Below are 19,020 nucleotides of genomic sequence, written 5' to 3'. Positions count from 1 at the left end.
ACGTATGAGCGTAGGAGTCCGCCCCGGGGGCGCCAATGGTCGTACCCGTGCACCGCTGGTCCATTTCCCTCACTCTGCGGCACACGCCCAGGTAACACGTGTCCTCAGCGTGCAAATACGGTCACGCAGCGGGGTCGGACGCTGGTCGTGCACAGGTATGGAAGAGACCGGAACATCCGACGTATGGTCGGCCGATGGCGGAAAACGGGGAATCCACGGAAAGCACCATGACCGTGTGGCGGGTTCCGCTCGGGCGCCCGCCGGACATCGCGAGGGTGGACATCGGCCACCACGGAACGGCCTGCACCGTGGAGGAGTGGTGCCTCGACGACCTGTGGTCACTCCACCTGTACGGCTACCACGGGCGCCTGGCGATCGGCCCGCACCGCGTGACGCTCGCCCCCGGCTGGCTGAGCCTGATCCCGCCCGGCACCGTTCACCGGCTCCACTACGTCGGCCCCTCGGTCCACCTCTTCGCGCACTTCCACCTGCCGGCCGCGGGCCCGCCCACCGCGGCGCTGCCGTCCGCGCTGGACTGCGGCACGGAACTGCCGCGCATCCGCGAGCTGTTCGAGTCCGCGCGCGCCGCGAGCGGCACCGCGCCGCACCGGGCGCGGGCCGACCTGTGGTCCCTGCTGTGCCGGCTGGAGACCATGACCGCGGCCGCGGACCGGGACACGCGCGACATGCACCCGGCGGTGGCCGCGGTGCTCGACCACGTCGACGCGCACCTCGACGAGCGGATGAGCGTCACCTTCCTCGCCCGCCTCGCCGGGATCTCCCCCAACCACCTCACCCGCCTCTTCCGCACCCAGGTCGGCGAGACGGTCGTGGCGCACGTCAGACACCGCAGGCTGGCCCGCGCCCGCACCCTCCTGACGTCCACCGGGATGCCGGTCAAAACCGTTGCGCACTCGGTCGGTTTCGGCGATCTCCAGACGTTCAACAAGGCGTTCCGGCGGCGCTACGGCATGTCTCCGCGCCGCGCCAGGCACGGCACAATGACCGCGGAACCCCGACCGGACGATCGGATGAACGGGATGAACGGGATGGTGCCGTGGGACTGACCGACGATGCCGTGGACAGTCTCAAGGGCATGCTGATCTCCGGGGAGATCGGTCCAGGCGACCGGCTGCCCGTGGAGAAGGACCTCGCGGCGCGGCTGGGGGTCTCCCGCAGCTCCCTGCGCGAGGCCGTCCGCGCGCTCGCCGCGATGGGCGTGCTGAGCACCCGGCAGGGCGACGGCACCTACGTCACCACCCTGGCGCCCGACATGCTGCTCGCCGCGCTCGGCTTCGCCGTCGACGTGCAGCGGGACCGGACGGTGCTCCAGTTCTTCCAGGTGCGCCGCCTCCTCGAACCGCAGGCGGCGGCCCTGGCCGCCACCCGCATCCAGCCCACCACGCTCGTCGAACTCGAGGAACTGCTGCGGGAGGCCGAGGAGTTGGTGCGCGGCGCCGAGGTCGACCACACCGCCCTCGTGGAGAACGACCTGCGCTTCCACGCCCTGGTCAACGGCGCCTCCGGCAACCCGGTGCTGGCCGCCGTCATCGAGGGGATGTCCGGCGGGACGACCCGCGCGCGGATCTGGCGCGGCAAGACCGACGCGCAGGCCGTGGAACGCACGGTCGGCGAACACCGGGCGATCCTCACCGCGCTGCGCGACCGCGATCCGGACCGCGCCAGGCTGCGGGCCGAGGCCCACATCGTCGAGGTCGAGGACTGGCTCAGGGAGCATCTGGCCGTGGACTGAGGCGCGACCGGTCACGGGCCCGCTTCTTACGCTGTGCTACATGTTCGTCACAGCCAAGCTCGTCGTCGCCACCGCGGTGGCCGTGGCGGCCGTGACCACCTCGGGGCACGGCGCGCCGCATCCCGTTCCGCCCCAGGAGTGCACCCTCGACGCGGGGACCGGGGCGGGGTACGTGGTCTGCTTCGCCCAGGGCGGGACATCACCTGACGCACGGTCATACGACCTGTTCTCCACCGTAACTTTTTGGATGCCCGGGTGATTAGACGACCGAAGCACCTTCAGTCCGGAACGAGAAAAAGGGGCGGATATGAACGCATGGGCACGCTGGCCGCTGCTGGCGCTCGCGACCTTCGGCGCGGCGGGGCTCGCCTCCGGGGCCGCGGACGCCGACGAGCACTACTCGGGGGAGACGACGATCGGCTCCCGGTTCGCCCTGGTGAACACGGGACAGATCGACGACCCGCTGGAGGACGTCCTGGAGCACGCCGCCATCTTCGGCAGCAGCACCTATACCTACGACTGACCGGCGGCACCCCGGGTACCGTGAGGATCACCGCGTCCGCCGCCCGGCGGGCCGGCACCGAACGGAGGCACGGACATGGCGGGCCGACTCTTCTGCGTCGGTTCCTACACGCAGGGGAACGGTGGCGCCCGCCCCGGGATCACCGTCCTTCGGGAGAACGCCCGCAGCGGCGCCCTCGACCGCGTGCAGGAGCTCGACCTGCCGGACTGCTCCTGGCTGGCCTGGCATCCCCGGCTGCCCGTCGTCTACGCGGTGAACGAGCGGGCCGAAGGCACGGTCACCGCCGTGGAGTTGAACGCGGACGGCACCCGCGCCGCGGTCCTCGGCACGGTGCCGACCGGCGGCGCGGAGCCCTGCCACCTGGTCGTCACGCCGGACGCGCGGCACCTGCTCGCCGCCAACTACGGCTCGGGCAGCGCCGCGGTGATCGCCCTCGACGACCGGGGCGCGCCGACGGCGCGCAGGGACCTGGCCGAGCACAGCGGTTCCGGCCCCGTGGCGGACCGGCAGGAGGGGCCGCACGCCCACATGATCACGCTCGACGCGGCGGGAACGCTGGTGACGGTGACCGACCTGGGGAGCGACACCCTGTGGTCCTACCGGCTGAGCCCCGCGGGCACGCTGGAGCGGGTCGCGGCGGGGCCGCTGCCGGCGGGCACGGGTCCGCGGCAGCTGATCAGGCCGGGGACGGGCAGCCGCGCCTACGTCGTGGCCGAGCTGGCCGCCGGGCTGCTGACCGTGGCGGAGGAGACGCCCGGCGTCTTCTCCGTTCTCGGATCGGCCCCCGCCTCCCGGCGGCCGGACGCCAACATGCCCGCGCAGTTCTCCCTCTCCCCCGACGGGCACTTCGGCTTCCTGTCCAACCGCGGGCCAGACACGATCAGCGTGTTCGACCTCACCGGCGGCTCGGCCGTGCCGGTCGCCGAGTACGCGCTGAACGCCGCCTGGCCCCGCCACTTCGCGGTGGCCGGGGACCGGCTGTACGTGGCCGCGCAGCAGGCGGACGCCGTGGTGGTGCTGACCCTCGCCCCGGCCACCGGGGTCCTGCGCGAGTCGCACCGGCTCACCGTGGCCGCCCCGGCCTGCGTCGCTCCCGAGCCCATGCGGGCATAGGCCCGGTCCGGCGCCCCGCGGAGAGCGTGGGGTCGAGCACCAGGCAGGCGGCACCGGGCCATCGGCTCGCCCGCGTTGCGGGAGGCGGCGCCCGTCGGCCCCGGTCTCGTTCCGCAGCCGGCCCGCCTCGTCTTCGGGCGGGGCGAAGTGGGCTACCACCCCGTCCAGCCCCGAGGAGGCGCCTCGCCCTTGCCCACTCGCCCGGACCGCACTCGTGCTCAAGTGTTGCCGGTAATCGCCTGCCTGCGATCACTTGCGAAGTCGAGAACGGTACTCGCCCGGGGGCATACCTCGGGCACGTCGGAAGGCACGGCTGAAAGCGTGCGGGGAGGCGTAGCCGACCGCGCCGGAGATCGACTCGACCGGCTCGTCGGTGTCGCGGAGCCGGACGGACGCCAGGTCCATGCGCCACTGCGTCACGTACGCGCCCGGCGTCTGTCCGAGGGCGGACCGGAAGTGCCTGGACAGCGTCGTCCGGGACACCGCCGTCGCGGCCGCCAGGGACTCGGTGGTCCAGGGGTGTTCCGGTCGGGCGTGGACACGTCCCAGGGCGTCGCGCACGACCGGATCACGCAGCGCGCCCAGCCATGAGCCGGACTGCTTCTCCGGGTGGCGGGCCAGCCAGACGCGTACGAACTGGATGAGCAGAAGGTTGACGATGCTGTTGACGGCGGCGGTGGTGCCGATCTGCGGCTGCGCGAGCTCCGTCGTGAGAAGCTCGACGGTCTTTGCGAGCTGTGCGTTCTCCCGGCTCGTGACGTGCATCGGCCGGACGAGGGAGGTCAGCACCGGTGTACTCACCTCCGGGTCCTGCTCATAGTGCAGGACGAGCACTTCCGTCTGCGCCGGCGTCGAGCCCAGGTGCAGGGCGCTGCCGTCGGTGAGGGCCTGGGCCGTCGCCTTCCGGTCACAGGGGCCCATCATCGCACCGGACCCGCCGGCTATCCCGTGGGCGGTGTCCGGCGACAACAGGACGGCGTCTCCTGCCCGCACCTCCAGGGGTTTCCCGCCCGGGACATGGAGCCACATCGTGCCCCGGGACACCACGTGCAGTGCCGCTCCCGGATAGGAGTCCAGCCACAGGCCCCAGGCTCCTCCGGCCTGCAGCACGACCCCGAGCGCTCCTCGCGCACCCGATACACGCAAGGCTTCCGCGAGTACGTCCATCGTTCCATTCTCGTCGACGGACGTCAGACCACGTCGAGAACGATCTTCCCGTGCACCTTCCGCGCGAACAGTGCCCGGACGGCGTCGTCCACGTCCTGCCAGTCGCCTCGCAGTCCGACCGGTGCCGAGAGTTTCCCGGCGGCCATGAGGTCCAACAGGTCCGTCAGCTCCCCGCTGGTCGGCGTCATGTCGCCGTAGGTGGCGATGCTGCGGGGTTCGCCGAAGCCGAACAAGGCCCCTGACGGGAACGTGGTGTCCTGCCCCGAGGAGTAACCGACCAGGTGGACGGTGCCGCCCTCGGCAAGGGAACTCCACGCCTGGGCCACCAGCGGCCCACCGACCGTGTCCAGGACGAGGTCGAACCGGCACTCGCTCTCGGCCAGGTCGGTCAGGACCTTGTCGGCCCCGAGTTCGCGGAGTCCGGCGGCCCGGTCCGGCGAACCCACGAGTGCCGTCACCCGGGCGCCCGCCAGCGCCGCCAACTGGACGGCGAAGTGCCCCACGCCCCCGCTGGCGCCGGTGACCAGGACGTTGCGCGCCAGCAGGGAACGTTTGCGCAGCACCCGCAGCGCGGTGACTCCGGCGATCCCCAGCGCGGCACCGTCGGCCAGATCCACGCCCTCGGGGACGGTGCCGAGCGAGGCGGGGCTGACTGCCACCCGCTCCGCCCACGCGTGGGCGGACATCCCCAGCGCGACGCGCGTACCTACGGGTGGCCCGGAGCCGTCGGATGCGGCGCGCACCACGACGCCGGCCGCGTCGTGACCGTGCACGGCGCCGGCCGGCCACTGGTGCGCGTAATTCAGCTCTCCGAAGTTGAGACCGATGTGCCGTATCTCGACCAACGTCTCGCCGCTGGACGGCACGGGCTCATCGACATCGGCGAACCGGACGGGTCCGGCCTCGCCGTGATCGACCACAAGGGCGCGCATGGGTGTGTTTCCTTCTCTCGTGGATGCGCCTGAATACTCGGCGCGGCAGCGGACGAAGTGCGAATGGCGCACTGCCGCCTCCTGGAAACCCTACGCAGGACCAGCACAGCGACCAGTCCCATGAGAGCCGATCAGTTGACGATCTGTATCAGTGCGGCTCGCGCGCGGCGTCGAGCTCTGCACGCATCCGGTGGATGGCGCTGTGACGGGCAAAGACGCCCGGCGGTGTGCTTGCCCTGAGGCGTCAGCGCTTCCGTCGGGCGGCCGGGTCACGTTCGGCGACGTGCCGGGCGACCGCGTCGACGCCGGGGCGGGCGTACCGCTCCCGGGAGCGGACGAAGGCGTCGCGGGAACGGGCCGGGAGCATCGGGGCGGAGGACCGGTCGGGCCCCGATCGTCGGCGGACATCCATCCCCACGTCGCAGATCGGGTGGACCTCGCGATGCCCGCGCCGGTCAGATACCGCTCGACCGCCGCGGTGTACGTGGCCGGAGGGGCGGAGAGGGTCGCCACCCGGACACGCGGCACACGCAACGCGTCCCCGCTCTCGGCCTCGGCCACTGGTTCGATCGACACCTCGCCCCGCCCTCCCAGCACTGCCGCAGTGAATGCCTACACCTCGCCCCGGTGGCCGGATGCCCCGCCACAGGTCGCGATGATCACGGCAGAGCCCCCGCCGCGGGAATCCGGTATCTACCGCGGCAACACCCCCTCGCCGACGGCCGGGCTCGATCGCTCGACCAATACCCCCCAGGGGTATATCATCGTGCTCGGGCGCACTCCTTCACCGGTGCGCGCCCACCGACACGACACCGCACCGGACGGGACGAAACGATGAGAACTTCCGCCAAGGTCGGCTCCTTCGGAGCCGGACTCACCCTGATGTTCGGCGCCGCCTTCGGCGTCGGCAGTGCCGCCGGCCCGATCGGCGGGGACGAGGAGCCGGCCCACGCGGACGGCCACGGGGATCGCGAGCCGGAGCCGCGGGCCCCCGCGGCGCCCGGCGGCCTCCAGATCTCCGAGCGCGGCTACACCCTCGCCGTGCCGGACCGGCCGCTGACCGCGGGCCGGGAGACCGAGCTGCGCCTGTCGATCCTGGGCCCGGACGGCAGCCCGCTGACCCGGTACCAGCGGACGCACGAGAGGGAGCTGCACCTGATCCTCGTCCGCCGCGACCTGTCGGGCTACCAGCACCTCCACCCCGAGCGCGCGGCGGACGGCACCTGGAGCGTTCCGCTCACCGTCGAGGAGGCCGGCGCCTACCGCCTCTTCGCGGACTTCTCCCCGGCCGGGGACGAGGACGGCCCGCTGACGCTGGGCGCGGACCTGGCCGTGGCCGGGCCCCACGAGCCCGCGCCGCTGCCCGAGCCGGCCACGACAGCCACGGTGCACGGGTACACCGTGACGCTGGAGGGCGGCCTCGCCGCGGGCGGCGACAGCGAACTCACCCTGAACGTCAGCAGGGACGGCCGCCCGGTGACCGATCTGGAACCTCACCTCGGCGCCTACGGCCACCTCGTCGCCCTGCGCGCGGGCGACCTGGGCTACCTGCACGTCCATCCCCAGGGCGAGCCGGGCGACGGCACCACCGCGCCGGGCCCCGGCATCACCTTCCACGCCGCGGTGCCCGGTGGGGGCACCTACCGGCTTTACCTCGACTTCCGGCACGAAGGGGCGGTCCACACCGCCGAGTTCACCGTCGCCACGAGCGGCGCCGGGGGGCACGGTCACTGACCCGCGCCCCCGGCGGCCGATGCTCCGCGCCGGTCAGGCGGTGCCGGCGTCGAAGGCGACCGCGGACTTCGCGGGGAGGTCCAGGGCCGCCAGGCCGCCGGACACGGTCACCTCGGTCGCGCAGTCGTCGAGGACATTGCAGTAGGTCCCGTCGGGCAGCTGGGTGCCGAACTGCGAACTGGCCGCGGCCGCACCGTTATTGATCGCGACGAAGCCGTCACCGCGGCCGCACCCGATGACATTGCCCTGCGGAGACTGCCAGTCGGTCACCTCCGCGTCGCCGACCGCGTTGTGCCAGCCGACCATGCCCGTGATCCGCGGGTCGTGGCACCGGGCGCGTCACGGCTGCGGCTGGTACTCAGCACGGCCCACTCGCTGAAGGCGATCCTCGGGCAGCCCGAAACTCCGGACGTTCCCGCGCTGCGGGCCGGGGTGGACCGGGCCTGGTCGCTGACCCACGAGGGCAACTACGCGGACCTCGCCGAGTTGCTGGAGGGCCTGGTCCCGCGGCTCGAATCCGCCACCCGCGCCGGAGCCTCGGAGCAGGAACGCGCCGAGCTGTTCCGACTCCTGGCGTCGATGTACCACACGTGCAGCGCCGCACTGGCAAACCTGGGCGAACCGGAAACGGCCTGGATCGCCGTGGACCGCGCAGTCGTCGCCGCGGAGCGGGCGTTCGACCCGCTTCTGATGGCGGCCGGAGCATTTCGCCTGTCCATCGTGTTCATCGGCGCCCGCCACTACGGCCAGGCCGCCCAGGTTTCCGGAAGCGCCGCCGACGCGCTCGAACCTCTCGCCGAAACCGGGCAGTTGGAGGCCGTTGCCCTGCGCGGGGCGCTGACACTGCAACGTGCCCTCGCCGCCGGCCGGTTGAACCAGGCCGAGGAGGCATACAAGCATCTGCGGCTCGCCAAGGAGCTGGCCGAACGTGTCGGCGAAGGCCGTAACGACTACAGCACCGAGTTCGGCCCAACCAACGTCGCCCTCCACGAGGTCACCGTGGCCGTCGACCTCGGCGACGCGGGCATCGCCCTCCGCGCGGCGGGGGCCGTTGATCCCTCCGGCCTGTCGCTGGAACGGCAGGCACGCTTCGGCATCGACCTGGTCAGGGCACACACTCAACGCAGGCAGGTCGACGAAGCGGTGACCGCCCTGGTGAACGTGCGCCAGACCTTGCCGGAGATGTTCCGCGCCAAGCCCGCCGTCAAGCAGCTCGTCGCCGATCTCCTGGTCATGAGTTCACTGCCGTCAAATCAGCTTCTCGCCCTGGCAAGCGAGTTGGGCGTGCAAGTAAAGCGGGCCAGTAGCTGAAGTACGAGCCAGCACTCGCATCCGGCGGTGAGGGCGCTGCGGGCATGCGAACGCTCCGGACCAGAAGGCAGACCTGCCCACAGGTCGGGTGCGCCGCGGACGTCAACGCTCCAAGAGCGGGAAGCGCCTTGTGAGGGCACGGCGCAAGGGAGAAGCACGTCTCGCGTTCCATTCCCCGCCGTTCGCGGGCGGCGGGGGTTATTCCGGTCGGCCGTCGGCTGCCACCTGGCCGACGGTGCGGCCGGTGCGCGTTGACCTGGCGCGGGTCGGGTCGGGGGTGCCGCCGCGGGCCCGTTCCCGTGCGGCGCCGCCCTCGCCGCGTTTGACGAGCAGCCAGGCTTCGCCGCGGCCGGCCGCGTCCCCGTCGCGGAAGCGGGTGAGGGCGTAACCGCCGCGCAGCTTCGCACCGTTCAGCCGGAACGAGAGGTGCCCGCGCCGCAGCGACTCGGCCACGGGGACGGGCTCGTCCCCGGCGCGGCCCCCGCCGGGGTCGGGGCGGTAAGTGCCCTCGTCCCAGATGATCACGGACCCGGCACCGTACTCGCCCTCGGCGATCACGCCCTCGAAGTCCCGGTAGTCCAGCGGGTGGTCCTCGGTCGGCATCGCGAGCCGCTTGTCGCTCGGGTCGGTCGAGGGGCCCTTGGGGACCGCCCACGATTTGAGCACGCCGTCCGCCTCAAGACGGAAGTCGAAGTGCATGCGGCTGGCGTCGTGGATCTGCACGACGAAGCGCGGCTCGCCGCCGCGGCCCGCGGCCCCGCCGCTCGGCTCCGCGGTCCGCGAGAAGTCGCGTTTGCGGTGGTACTCCGTGAGCGGCCGGTCCTTGCCGCCGCCGGTCGCCTTCCGCCTGGCGCGTTTGCCGTTCATCCTCCCCATCGTGACAGACGGGGGCAAAGGGTGCATGCGCAGCCGCCGGGGCGGCTGCGCATGCGGCCCGCAGAAAACTGTTCCCCGGCCATTGACGGGCACGCCGCCAGCTTCTTACATCGATGGAAACGTGCGATCCGGAACCTTTCGCACCTCCCGTGCCCCCACGACCGGAGGACATCCATGCCCCGAACTCACCTGAGACGGACAATCCTGTGCGTCGGCGCCCTGGTGGCCGCGCTCCTCACGGCCGCCGCCGCGGCCGGGGCCCCCGCACCGGCCGCCACCGGTACCCCGCTGCGCGACGACACCGGCCTGTATCCGCGAGTGATCCGCCTGGCACACAACGGCGAGGCCAACGGCCGCATCCTCGCGAGCGTCGTCACCTTCGACGGGAACAACGGCCTGGGCGCCATCCACGAGAGCACCGACGACGGCGCCACGTTCCGGCAGGTCGGCGCGGTCGCCGACCCGGACTCCGCCGGGGGTCAGGGCCTGTGCTGCGCGACCCTGTACGAACTGCCGCGCCCCGTCGGGGAACTGCCCGCGGGCACCCTGCTGTGGGCCTCGTCCGCCGGGCAGGACGAGACGGACCGCCGCATGAGCCTGCGGATCTGGCGCAGCAACGACGTCGGCCGCACCTGGTCCTACCTCTCCTCGTGCGCCACGGCGAACGGCACCGGCGGCCTGTGGGAGCCGGAGTTCTCCATCGCGTCGGACGGCGCGCTGGTCTGCCACTACGCCGACGAGACCGACCCGGGGCACAGCCAGAAGCTGGCCGCCGCCCGCTCCTACGACGGCGTGACGTGGAGCGGCCACCACGACACCGTGGCCGGCACGTGGCAGCCCGACCGCCCCGGCATGCCGATGGTGCGGCAACTGCCCAACGGCACCTACTTCATGAGCTACGAGATCTGCAACCCGGGCGGCCAGTACCAGTGCGTGGTGCACTACCGGACCTCGGCCGACGGCTGGGACTGGGGCGATCCGGCCCACCTGGGCTTCCGGCCGGAGACGGCGGACGGCAGGTACTTCCGCGCCACGCCCACGATCGCGTGGGCGCCCTCGCCCGACGGCGGCGGTGACGGGCGGATTCTGCTGGTCGGTCAGATGCTGCTGAACCGGGACGGCAGCACGGCGGCGGGGAACGGCGCCACGGTGCTGGTGAACTCCGCGAACGGCGAGGGGCCCTGGCAGGACTTCGCCGCGCCGGTCCAGGTGCCGGGCGCCGAGCCGAACTTCTGCCCCAACTACAGCTCCCCGCTGCTGCCTTCCGCGGACGGCAGCCGGGTACTCCAGATCGCGACCGACTGGGACGGCGACGTCTGCAAGCCGTACTACGCCACCGGGCCGATCGGCCCCTGACCGGGAACGGGCCGGGCACGCGGCGCACGGCCGCGTGCCCGGCGGCCGGTCAGCCGGTCAGCCGGTCAGCCGACGGAGGGCACGGCCCCCGCCCAGTGCAGCGGTGCCACGTACATGCCGTGCACCAGCGGCTCCTGGCTCAGCACGCCGTGGAACACCAGCCAGTCCCCGGCGCCGTCCCCGACCACGTCCTGCCCGCCGGGCCCGGTGACGCCGCTGTCCGCCTTGGTGTACGGACCGGGCAGCGCCGGGGCGGTGGCGGAGCGGGCGGCGGGCCTCAGTCCGCGCCGTTCCCTGACGCCAGGGCCAGGGCCAGGGCCCGGGCGCCGGGTGCGCAGGCGGCGTCGAGCTCCGCCCGTTCCCGCGGGGTGAGGCGGCCCGCGAGGTCGCGGCGGGCCGGATCGAGGATGCCGCGCGCGGCCGCCGGCCAGCCGGGCGGCACGTCGAGGCCGGCGAAGGCGGCGAGCCGGGCGAGTTCGCGGTCGGGGTCCGCCAGGAGCCGTTCGTAGGACAACGAGGTGCGCCGGTCCGCGGGGATGTCGGCGAGAGCGGCGACGCCCTCGTCGATCATCTGGGACCACAGGGTGGCGAAGCGGACGAGCGGCAGGTCGGCGTCGAGGACGAGGGCCGGGTCGAAGCGGTCGGCGAACAGCCCGGCCAACCGCGGTGGCAGAGCGGCCAGGTGACGTTCCGTCAGCTGGGACGAGCTGGCGACACCGGCGATGCCGAGCGCCTCGGTCACCAGCATGATCTTGCGGTAGCCGATATGGCGGCTCATCGAGACGGCGCAGTCGGGCCCGTTCCGGTGCAGGTGGACGAACCGCGCCCGGGGGAAGGCCCGGTGGAGGTGTGGCACCCAGCGCAGCGAGTAGCCGGAACGCTCCACCACGGCCCGCCTGCCGAAACGGTCCCGCAGCAGCCGGAAGAACGCGGCGAAGTGCCCGGCGGCGGGCCGCCGCGGCCAGGGGACGATCCGCGGCCCCAACTCGTCGAGCAGTCCGTCGGGGTCGTCGGTGAGGTGCGGGAGGACCATCATGCACAGCAGCGGGATGCCGGTGCCGTCCGCCGAGTACCGTCCCGGACGGCGCGGGTAGAGGAACTCCCCCATCGGCACGCCGCTTCGGACGAGCGCGTCGAAGGTGCGGTTGGGGCGCGACAGCAGCCGCCAGAACTCCTCGCCGGTGACGGGCTCGGCCGGGAAGGCCCGTTCCGGCGACATGAGGGAGGCGAACAGTTCGTTGAGGCTGAGCACGTGCGGGTGGGCCCGCAGAATGGCGGACAGGGCCGTCGACCCGCTGCGCCCGGTGCCGACGACGAAGGTCACGCTCTCCACCTGGTGGTCCTCCTCGGGAGACGGGATCGGGCGCCGTGCCGGGCGCGGGGCCGGGCCCGGTGCGCTCGGGGCGCTCGGGGCGGTCACGCCGCGGCGTCCGCGATCAGGGGCGTGATGCTGCCCGCGGCACTGAGCGCGCGGTGCAAGGCGAGTTCGGCGGTCGCGCCCTCGGCGAGGAGGATGCCGCTGCACCCGCGCTGGTCGGTCAGATGCTCCACGCGGTCCCCGGGCGCCATCGTCGGGTACCACCGGGGAGAGCCGGGAAACGCGTGCAGGCCGCCGAGACCGGACCACCCGGTCAACGTACCTGTCGACGCGGGGTACTTGAGCACGAAGCCGGTGGCGGGACCGGCGGCCTCCGGGCCGTCGAGCAGGGCCGGCCTGCGGCCGAGCGCCGTATCGATCATGGCCTCGTAAACGTTGACGCCGAAGGAGAGGCACAGGGCCTCGCCGACCAGCGCGCCGCCGATGCGGCGGTTGATCTCCACCAGTTCGGGGCCGTCCTCGGTCAGCACGAACTCGACGTGCGCGAAGCCCGCGAGGTGACCCGCGGCCCGCAGCGTGTGGTCCGCCCACGTCTCGATCCGCCGCGCCTGCGCACCGGGGAGGCCGACGGGGAACGCGGACGCCTCCTCGCGGACGTACGGCTCGGGCGACATCTGGCGGCTGAGCACCCCGAGCAGCCTGGTGCGGCCCGCCCAGCTGAGGGTCTCCGCGCTGTACACGGGTCCCGCGAAGAACGGCTCGGCGAACAGGCCGCCGAGGAACGGGCGCTCGCCCGCCTCGGCGAGTGCCGCGGCCAGCTGCTGCTCGTCGCGCACCAGCCAGACGTTGCGGGACGAGGTGCCGGCGGAGTCCTTCAGCACCGCGGGCAGGCCGACCTCCCGCAGGACGTCGGCGGCGGTCCCCGGACCGGGAACGACAGCGTGCGCCCGCGCCCGGCCCGCGCCCCGCTCGTGCAGCAGGTTGCGCACGCGGAGCTTGTCGCGCAGCACGCGCACCGAGTCCGGGTCGGGGCCGGGCAGACCGAGTTCCGCGGCGAGTTCGGCGGCGGGGACGCTCCAGGTGTCGGTGGAGTTGATCAGGCCGCTCAGACCGGGCAGGGCGGCCAGTGCGGCCCGGCAGGCGGCCTTGTCGTGGGTGTCGACGTCGACGATGTCCAGCGGCGCCTCGGGGGCGAGCCGCGCCAGCTCGTGGCGGTAGACGGCCCGGTTCCCGGTCAGCAGGCACAGCCGGTGCCCGGCACCGGCCGCCGCGGCGGCCATCCGGTCGAGGCCGAAGGTCAGCGCCTCCAGGGCGGCAATGGTCATCGGGACCCTCCCCTCACTGCCCGGCCCGCGCGCCCGCGGCGGCGGGGCGGGTGCCGCGCACGATGAGGCGCTTCGCGTGGTTGTCGTAGGGCACCTTGTCGAAGTCCCCGTAAGCCTCGACGTCGGTGAATCCGGCCCGGTGGAACAGGGCCCGCAGTTCGGCCGCGCTGTACAGGGCGGAGGTGATCGACGCCTCGCGGGCGATCCCGCCGCGGACGAGGGTCCAGTCGGTGCGCAGGCGCGTCCAGTCGTCCAGGATGGTGTCCCGCTGGACCACGTAGGCGTCGCCCGCCTCGACGACCTGGGGCCGCCCGATCCAGCCGGCCAGCACCTCCTTGCCCATCATGTCGATCAGCAGCCGGCCGCCGGGGACCAGGGAGTCGTAGGCGTTCCGCAGGACCCGAAGGTTGTCCTCCTCGCGGGCGAAGTAGCCGAAGGACGTGAAGACGTTGAGCACCACGTCGTAGGTCTCCGGCTCGACGTGCGTCAGCATGTCGCCGCGGACCAGCCGCGCGTCAACACCCGCCGCCGCGCAGGCGGCGCGGGCCCGTTCCAGCATGGCGGGGCTGAGGTCGACGCCGGTCACGGCGCAGCCGCGGCGGGCCAGCGGCACCACGTAGAGGCCGGGACCGCAGCACAGGTCGAGTACGCGCGTGCCGGCGGGGAAGTCCAGCAGCGGGGAACGTTCGATGAGGTCGGCGGTCGCCCGGCGCCGCGCCTCGGAGAACATGACGTCGGCGAAATCGACCCAAAAACCGTCATCCTCGTACCAATGCATGGATACAGAAACCTCGATTCCGGGGGTGGCCACCCTGTGCGGGCGGTAAGGTTCCGGCCGTCGGCGCGGTATCGTCCACCTCTTTCTGTCGGCGTGGAGCAGCGCTGAGTTCCCGCCGCACCGCGGAAGTTGGGGCCGCTCGACCGGGGGACACAGCACCCATTCACTTGAGAAGTCGTACGGCATGCCGAACCGGTTCCCCGGCCGGGACATTTGTTTTCCCCCGAGGAAAGTGCTGCCTGGCATATCGTCACCCGGACCGGGCGGTGTCACCATGGTTGGGTCATGGAAGCGGGCCGGGTGTTGCGAGTCGCGCGGGCAGCCGTATTTTCGGGGCTCTGCGTGGTGCTCGCCGTTTCCGGCCACGAGATGATGTCCGGAACTCCGGTCCCGCACTGGGTCTTTGCCGTGGCATTCCTCGGAATCTGGGCGGGTGCTCTCGCTTTCACGGGCCGCGAGCGCGGACGCGCCGCGGTGATCACGGCGGCGCTCGCCACACAGGCGCTGCTGCACGTGCTCTTCTCCTTCGGCCAGCTGCGGGCCGAGCCGCCGCCCACCGCCAGGAGTTCCTCCGCGCAGTGGATGGCGGAGCGGGTGCTGTGCCCGGCCGAGGCCCACGCCCTTAGCCACAGCGAAGCGTTGCGCGTGGTACACGACGCAGGTCTGACGTCGCATCTGGCGCACGGCCACCCGCCGGGCTCCGGCGGTGGTCCAGGAGCGTCAGTGGCCGAGGCCGCGCACAGCCTGCCGGGCGGAACGGCCGGCATGATCGCCGCCCATCTGGCCGTGGCCCTGCTGAGCGCGGGGTGGCTGTGGTCCGGGGAGCGCGCCGTCTTCGCGCTCCTGCGATGGGCCGTCCTGCGGGTTCTGGTGCCCGTCCCGCGGTCCGCGCCGAGCCCTGCACCGGCGCCCGGCGGGCGGGCGGTGCCGGGCCCGGACGGCAGCAGGGTGCTGCGGCAGCTGCTGCTCGTGCGGCGCACCGGGTCCCGCGGCCCGCCCGCGCCCGCCGCTGCCCTCGCGGCAGCACGGCGCCACGGCCGGGTCTCCCCCGCCTGACCTGGGCGGTCCCCCGCCCCCGAACTCCGGCAGTCCCGGCCTCCCTTCCCCACCGTGCCCCTGAGCTGGAACGGCGCGGTTCACGCGAAAGGCGACTGGACTGTGACCCCCACCCTTGCTGCCGTACCCCGCGGCGAGCCGGACCCCTCCGGCAACCACGGCCGACGGCCGGGAACCGACGACCGCCGCCTCTCCCCGGGCGGGCGGCCGGCCGGCCGCCCCGACGACGCTACGGTGACCGCCTGGGCCCTGGCGGCGCGCGGCGGCGACCCGCGCGCCGCTGAACTCTTCGTCCGCGCCGTGCGCGGCGACCTCCACCGCTACCTCATCCGGCTCAGCGGCGACCCGCAGGGCGCGGAGGACCTGACGCAGGACACGCTGCTGCGCGCCCTGCGGAGTCTGCCGTCCTTCGAGGGCCGCTCCTCGGCCCGCACCTGGCTGCTGTCCATCGCCAGGCGGGCCCTGATCGACCGCATCAGGTACGAGCGCTCAAGGCCGCGGCTCGCCGAAACGGCCGACTGGATGTCCGCGGTCGAAAGCAAACAGCACGGAAACATACCGGGATTCGAGGAGGGCGTCGCGCTGAACGAACTTCTCGCCCGGCTCCCTTCCGACCGCGCAATGGCGTTCAAGCTCACTCAGATCCTGGGAATGCCCTACGCCGAGGCCGCGGCGGCGAGCGGCTGCCCGATCGGCACCGTGAGATCCCGGGTCGCACGGGCGAGACAGGCTCTCATTTCGCAGCTCGCCACCGCGGAGAACGGCGAAACACCGCACTGACACCCGCGCGTTCCGTGCCGTTTCCCGTCACAGAAAGGGAGCGGCACGGAACGCGGATAGGACCAGGTCAACGGGTCCGTAACGCGATGATCTCCGCGCACCGGGACGATACTCCCCCATTATTTGTCGTACGGAATCGAGGCCCGGTTCCCTGCCGGCCCCCCTCAATCAGGGGGCGCACGAAGCGTTTTGAGGCAGGTCGCCCCGGGCACAATGGACGTCGCCCTCAATGCTCTCATCCTGCCCCGGCAGTTCACCATTCTTCACGCCCATTCCGGGTACCGTGGGCGCGTTTTCCATTCGAGGTGGCGACGCTATGCAATGGGCCGTGCACGAGCACATCACCGACGCCATCAAGGCGCCCGACCTGATCAGGCTGACGCCCCACACCGTGCTGGCGCGCTTCGAGACGCTGAAGGTCTATGCGGCGCTCGGCGCCGTCCGCGCCCTGCTGGAGAAAGGCACCATCCGGCCGGGGCAGACCCTGGTGGACAGTTCGAGCGGCATATACGCGCTGGCGCTCGCCATGGCCTGTCACCGGCACGGGCTGCGATGCCACATCGTGGCCTCCACCACCGTCGACACCACCATGCGCGTGCAGTTGGAGATCCTCGGCGCCACCGTCGACCAGATGCCGCCCTCGCAGGACCTGCGCCTCGACCAGGAACGCAGGGTGCGTCGGGTGCGTGAACTGGTCGCGCGCCACCCGGACATGCACTGGATGCGCCAGTACCACGACGCTGTCCACTACGCGGGCTACCGGGAGTTCGCCGACCTGGTGGCCGCCGCGCTGCCGGACCGGGAGCTGACCGTGGTCGGCGCTGTCGGCACCGGCGCCTCCACCGCCGGGCTCGTCCTGCCCCTGCGGGAACGCGGCCGCACCGTGCGGCTCGTCGGCATCCAGCCGTTCGGCAGCGTCACGTTCGGCAGCGAACGGTTCCAGGACCCGGAGGCGATCATCGCGGGCATCGGCAGCGCCATCCCGTTCGACAACGTCCGCCACCACCTGTACGACACGCTGCACTGGATCGGCTTCGGCCACGCGCTGGCCGGGGCCGTCGCGCTGCTGCGCAGCCACGCGGTGTTCGCCGGTCTCTCCACCGGCGCCGCGCACCTCGCCGCGGGGTGGGAGGCGGCCCGCAGCCCCGGCCGCACCCACCTGATCATCGGCCCCGACACCGGGCACCGCTATGTCGAGCGCGCCTTCACCCGCCACCGTGAGGCGCCCGACCCGCGCGGCCTGAAGCCGCACCAGATCACGACGCACGAGGACCTGGCCCCGCCCTGGTCCGTCATGGAGTGGCGGGGCAGGGAGCACGCGCGCCCGTCGTGACGACCCGGCCGGCGCCCGCCGAGGACGTGGCTCAGATGACCCGGAAGAGGTCGCCGGCCGCGTGGATGTCGGTCAGGTCCTCGATGCTGCGGAGGTTGTCGCACAGGGCGTCCAGGGCCGTGCCCGGCTCGACGGCATCCGGGGCGCCGATGGCCACGCCGAAGGAACGGAAGCCGAGCCTGTGCTTGGCGTCGTTCCAGGCGCGCATCCACCCCTCGGTGACCTCGCACTCCCCGTCGGTGATCATCACGATGTCGCCGCGCCGGCGTCCGTCGGTGTCGAACTCCTCGGCCAGCAACCTGACGGCCGCCGAGAGCGGCGCCTGGTAGTCGGTGCCGCCTCCGAAGAAGTGTTCGGCGAAGTCAAGCACGCCGGCGATACCGGCCGGCTCGGAGGCCGGGAAGCGGTACACCTTCACGCGCTCGGCGGAGGAGAACAGGATGCCGACGAAATCGCGCCGCCCCTGGCGGGCCTGGTCCAGCAGTGCCAAAGCGCACGCCTTGGCCCACGCCTCGGCGGTGACCCCGCCGGGGCCGGGCTCGTCCATGGAGTACGAGCAGTCGACGCACGCGATGATGGCGCCTTTTCCGGTGGTCTGCTCTCCTCGGCTGTCATAGAGCATCAGCCGCGCCTCGGCATACTTCGCGGCGAACACGCTCCTCATCGCCGGTACGCCGAGGTTGGCCAGCTCGGAGGGGATGACCCGGGAGAGGTCGTCGCCCAGGGTGATCCCGACCAACTCGCCCGTGGCCTGCTCCACTTTGCGGGCGCGCTCGCCGGTGGCCATCTGCCGGAACCGGCCGATGAGATCCGCGAACCGCCCCAGCCGGCCCGACCGCAACCGTTCGGCGAGCCGGGCCCGCTGGTCGAACGGCATCCGCTCCAACTCGCCGGGGCCCACCCCCCACGCGCGCATCAGCGCGGTCTCCTCGCCGACCTGCTCTGCGGCCTTGGCCGTGGCGTTGCGCGCGGCCGCACGGATACCGGCCGCCGCGGCGGCGAGTGCCTGCTCGGTCTCCTGGAGGCCCTGCCGCGCGGCGGCGTCGGCGGACCCGGCCGTCTCGATCGCCCGCGTCAGGGCGGCGGCCGCCCCGTCCGGCACCGTGCCGGCCTCGTCCGCCGCCCCGGCGGCCAGCTGAAGTGCCTCGGCGACGGCCGCTGCTGCCTGCTCGGCCGCCTCCTGGGCGTCCTTCGCCCGCCGGGCCCGCTCCGCCGCGTCCTTGGCCCACTCCAGCATCCGGCGCAGGGCGTCGGACTGGGCCAGCACGGCCATCGCGGCGGCATAGGGGTCGCCGGACGTCTCGCGGTGCAGCCCGGCGAACGCCGGGCTGCCCGTCATGCACGTGATGACGTGGTGGTTGACCAGCCGCGAGGGGTCCATCTCGGCCCGCTCGCGTACCCGGGGGCTGACCTTGTAGGCGGCCAGGAACACGTCGGAGAGCAGGTCCTCGGTGTGGTCGTAGCGCCCGTTCAGGTCGACCGCGAGGTCCCGCAGCACGGCGACCTGGGCGTGGATCTCGCGCCAGGCCATCGTGTCGAACCGGTCGGCGGCCACCGCGGCGGTCGCCTTCGGCCGCTCGGTGCCGCCCGCCGGGCCGAGCCACTTCCCGGCGCGGCCCGCCAGCTCGTTGATATTGCTCAGGGCCTTGCCCATGCCCGGTCCCT

At 72.7% G+C, this 19,020-nt stretch carries 21 protein-coding genes; 11 read left to right on the top strand and 10 right to left on the bottom strand.

The features are described from left to right. The first annotated feature begins 194 nt into the window (after positions 1–194). The 5 genes from STBA_RS32905 (at position 195) to STBA_RS32885 (ending at position 3,389) form a co-directional block, all read left to right on the top strand. Positions 195–1,067, top strand: coding sequence for an AraC family transcriptional regulator (locus STBA_RS32905; RefSeq protein ID WP_079252286.1), 873 nt, complete (start codon positions 195–197; stop codon positions 1,065–1,067). After that, positions 1,058–1,753 carry a FadR/GntR family transcriptional regulator gene (locus STBA_RS32900; protein ID WP_077062659.1) on the top strand — a complete coding sequence of 232 codons (696 nt, stop codon included), beginning with the start codon at positions 1,058–1,060 and terminating at the stop codon, positions 1,751–1,753. The genes STBA_RS32905 and STBA_RS32900 overlap by 10 nt, the downstream gene beginning before the upstream one ends. Positions 1,754–1,793: 40 nt before the next feature. Beyond that, on the top strand, positions 1,794–2,012 hold the full coding sequence (locus STBA_RS32895) for a hypothetical protein (protein WP_077062658.1): 219 nt from the start codon (positions 1,794–1,796) through the stop codon (positions 2,010–2,012). A 48-nt stretch (positions 2,013–2,060) separates the two neighbouring features. Then, positions 2,061–2,276 (top strand): hypothetical protein, encoded by a 216-nt coding sequence (locus STBA_RS32890; protein ID WP_107485151.1) that lies wholly within the window; start codon positions 2,061–2,063, stop codon positions 2,274–2,276. 75 nt (positions 2,277–2,351) lie between these two features. Next, on the top strand, positions 2,352–3,389 hold the full coding sequence (locus tag STBA_RS32885; RefSeq protein ID WP_077062657.1) for a beta-propeller fold lactonase family protein: 1,038 nt from the start codon (positions 2,352–2,354) through the stop codon (positions 3,387–3,389). A 249-nt stretch (positions 3,390–3,638) separates the two neighbouring features. On the opposite strand, the gene STBA_RS32880 is transcribed toward STBA_RS32885, so the two are convergent. From STBA_RS32880 to STBA_RS38150, 3 genes are all read right to left on the bottom strand, one after another. Continuing rightward, the gene (locus tag STBA_RS32880) at positions 3,639–4,556 is read right to left on the bottom strand and encodes an AraC family transcriptional regulator (RefSeq protein ID WP_077062656.1); all 918 of its coding nucleotides are present in this window, start codon (positions 4,554–4,556) and stop codon (positions 3,639–3,641) included. Positions 4,557–4,579: 23 nt separating this feature from the next. Further along, positions 4,580–5,488: a zinc-binding dehydrogenase gene (locus tag STBA_RS32875; protein ID WP_077062655.1), complete on the bottom strand. Its 909-nt coding sequence runs from the start codon at positions 5,486–5,488 to the stop codon at positions 4,580–4,582. Positions 5,489–5,732: 244 nt separating this feature from the next. Then, positions 5,733–5,900 (bottom strand): PmrA, encoded by a 168-nt coding sequence (locus STBA_RS38150; protein WP_253195308.1) that lies wholly within the window; start codon positions 5,898–5,900, stop codon positions 5,733–5,735. Between the two features lie 422 nt (positions 5,901–6,322). Between STBA_RS38150 and STBA_RS32865 the strand changes: the two genes are divergently transcribed. Then, positions 6,323–7,222: a hypothetical protein gene (locus tag STBA_RS32865; protein ID WP_077062653.1), complete on the top strand. Its 900-nt coding sequence runs from the start codon at positions 6,323–6,325 to the stop codon at positions 7,220–7,222. Positions 7,223–7,255: 33 nt separating this feature from the next. Here STBA_RS32865 and STBA_RS32860 read toward each other — a convergent pair whose 3' ends face one another. Then, on the bottom strand, positions 7,256–7,528 hold the full coding sequence (locus STBA_RS32860) for an alpha amylase C-terminal domain-containing protein (RefSeq protein ID WP_079252516.1): 273 nt from the start codon (positions 7,526–7,528) through the stop codon (positions 7,256–7,258). An 18-nt stretch (positions 7,529–7,546) separates the two neighbouring features. Here STBA_RS32860 and STBA_RS32855 point away from each other — a divergent pair, with 18 nt between their 5' ends. Then, the gene (locus STBA_RS32855; RefSeq protein ID WP_253195162.1) at positions 7,547–8,533 is read left to right on the top strand and encodes a transcriptional regulator; all 987 of its coding nucleotides are present in this window, start codon (positions 7,547–7,549) and stop codon (positions 8,531–8,533) included. Positions 8,534–8,731: 198 nt separating this feature from the next. On the opposite strand, the gene STBA_RS32850 is transcribed toward STBA_RS32855, so the two are convergent. After that, positions 8,732–9,400 (bottom strand): DNA polymerase ligase N-terminal domain-containing protein, encoded by a 669-nt coding sequence (locus STBA_RS32850; protein ID WP_077062652.1) that lies wholly within the window; start codon positions 9,398–9,400, stop codon positions 8,732–8,734. A 183-nt stretch (positions 9,401–9,583) separates the two neighbouring features. On the opposite strand from STBA_RS32850, the gene STBA_RS32845 reads away from it, so the two are divergent. Further along, the gene (locus STBA_RS32845) at positions 9,584–10,765 is read left to right on the top strand and encodes a sialidase family protein (RefSeq protein ID WP_077062651.1); all 1,182 of its coding nucleotides are present in this window, start codon (positions 9,584–9,586) and stop codon (positions 10,763–10,765) included. A gap of 65 nt (positions 10,766–10,830) precedes the next feature. Here STBA_RS32845 and STBA_RS39360 read toward each other — a convergent pair whose 3' ends face one another. From STBA_RS39360 to STBA_RS32830, 4 genes are all read right to left on the bottom strand, one after another. Then, positions 10,831–10,953 carry a hypothetical protein gene (locus STBA_RS39360; protein WP_290443954.1) on the bottom strand — a complete coding sequence of 41 codons (123 nt, stop codon included), beginning with the start codon at positions 10,951–10,953 and terminating at the stop codon, positions 10,831–10,833. 89 nt (positions 10,954–11,042) lie between these two features. After that, positions 11,043–12,098, bottom strand: a complete 1,056-nt coding sequence (locus tag STBA_RS32840) for a sulfotransferase (protein ID WP_079252285.1) — start codon at positions 12,096–12,098, stop codon at positions 11,043–11,045. 83 nt (positions 12,099–12,181) lie between these two features. Beyond that, positions 12,182–13,408 (bottom strand): ATP-grasp domain-containing protein, encoded by a 1,227-nt coding sequence (locus STBA_RS32835; RefSeq protein WP_077062650.1) that lies wholly within the window; start codon positions 13,406–13,408, stop codon positions 12,182–12,184. 13 nt (positions 13,409–13,421) lie between these two features. Next, positions 13,422–14,186, bottom strand: a complete 765-nt coding sequence (locus STBA_RS32830; protein ID WP_077062649.1) for a class I SAM-dependent methyltransferase — start codon at positions 14,184–14,186, stop codon at positions 13,422–13,424. 408 nt (positions 14,187–14,594) lie between these two features. Between STBA_RS32830 and STBA_RS32825 the strand changes: the two genes are divergently transcribed. The 3 genes from STBA_RS32825 (at position 14,595) to STBA_RS32815 (ending at position 17,355) form a co-directional block, all read left to right on the top strand. Further along, positions 14,595–15,242 (top strand): hypothetical protein, encoded by a 648-nt coding sequence (locus STBA_RS32825; RefSeq protein WP_143659600.1) that lies wholly within the window; start codon positions 14,595–14,597, stop codon positions 15,240–15,242. Between the two features lie 234 nt (positions 15,243–15,476). Continuing rightward, positions 15,477–16,022 (top strand): sigma-70 family RNA polymerase sigma factor, encoded by a 546-nt coding sequence (locus STBA_RS32820; protein ID WP_077063774.1) that lies wholly within the window; start codon positions 15,477–15,479, stop codon positions 16,020–16,022. Between the two features lie 328 nt (positions 16,023–16,350). Beyond that, complete coding sequence (locus tag STBA_RS32815; RefSeq protein WP_366510913.1) at positions 16,351–17,355, top strand: pyridoxal-phosphate dependent enzyme; 1,005 nt, start codon at positions 16,351–16,353, stop codon at positions 17,353–17,355. Positions 17,356–17,386: 31 nt separating this feature from the next. Here STBA_RS32815 and STBA_RS32810 read toward each other — a convergent pair whose 3' ends face one another. After that, positions 17,387–19,009, bottom strand: a complete 1,623-nt coding sequence (locus STBA_RS32810) for a VWA domain-containing protein (protein ID WP_077062647.1) — start codon at positions 19,007–19,009, stop codon at positions 17,387–17,389. Positions 19,010–19,020 lie beyond the last annotated feature (11 nt).

The organism is Streptomyces sp. MP131-18 (assembly GCF_001984575.1).
Classification (GTDB): Bacteria; Actinomycetota; Actinomycetes; order Streptomycetales; family Streptomycetaceae; genus Streptomyces; species Streptomyces johnsoniae.
Note: the sequence above shows the minus strand (reverse complement) of the source record. Positions and strands in the feature narration are given on the sequence as shown.

What these genes read in the sequence shown, in the direction of transcription:
- STBA_RS32860 (WP_079252516.1), bottom strand. Translation starts at nt 7,528, where the DNA reads ATGGTCGGCTGGCACAACGCGGTCGGCGACGCGGAGGTGACCGACTGG.
- STBA_RS32885 (WP_077062657.1), top strand. Translation starts at nt 2,352, where the DNA reads ATGGCGGGCCGACTCTTCTGCGTCGGTTCCTACACGCAGGGGAACGGT.
- STBA_RS32895 (WP_077062658.1), top strand. Translation starts at nt 1,794, where the DNA reads ATGTTCGTCACAGCCAAGCTCGTCGTCGCCACCGCGGTGGCCGTGGCG.
- STBA_RS38150 (WP_253195308.1), bottom strand. Translation starts at nt 5,900, where the DNA reads ATGGATGTCCGCCGACGATCGGGGCCCGACCGGTCCTCCGCCCCGATG.
- STBA_RS32905 (WP_079252286.1), top strand. Translation starts at nt 195, where the DNA reads ATGGCGGAAAACGGGGAATCCACGGAAAGCACCATGACCGTGTGGCGG.
- STBA_RS32880 (WP_077062656.1), bottom strand. Translation starts at nt 4,556, where the DNA reads ATGGACGTACTCGCGGAAGCCTTGCGTGTATCGGGTGCGCGAGGAGCG.
- STBA_RS32845 (WP_077062651.1), top strand. Translation starts at nt 9,584, where the DNA reads ATGCCCCGAACTCACCTGAGACGGACAATCCTGTGCGTCGGCGCCCTG.
- STBA_RS32850 (WP_077062652.1), bottom strand. Translation starts at nt 9,400, where the DNA reads ATGAACGGCAAACGCGCCAGGCGGAAGGCGACCGGCGGCGGCAAGGAC.
- STBA_RS32865 (WP_077062653.1), top strand. Translation starts at nt 6,323, where the DNA reads ATGAGAACTTCCGCCAAGGTCGGCTCCTTCGGAGCCGGACTCACCCTG.
- STBA_RS32835 (WP_077062650.1), bottom strand. Translation starts at nt 13,408, where the DNA reads ATGACCATTGCCGCCCTGGAGGCGCTGACCTTCGGCCTCGACCGGATG.
- STBA_RS32890 (WP_107485151.1), top strand. Translation starts at nt 2,061, where the DNA reads ATGAACGCATGGGCACGCTGGCCGCTGCTGGCGCTCGCGACCTTCGGC.
- STBA_RS32830 (WP_077062649.1), bottom strand. Translation starts at nt 14,186, where the DNA reads ATGCATTGGTACGAGGATGACGGTTTTTGGGTCGATTTCGCCGACGTC.
- STBA_RS32810 (WP_077062647.1), bottom strand. Translation starts at nt 19,009, where the DNA reads ATGGGCAAGGCCCTGAGCAATATCAACGAGCTGGCGGGCCGCGCCGGG.
- STBA_RS32875 (WP_077062655.1), bottom strand. Translation starts at nt 5,488, where the DNA reads ATGCGCGCCCTTGTGGTCGATCACGGCGAGGCCGGACCCGTCCGGTTC.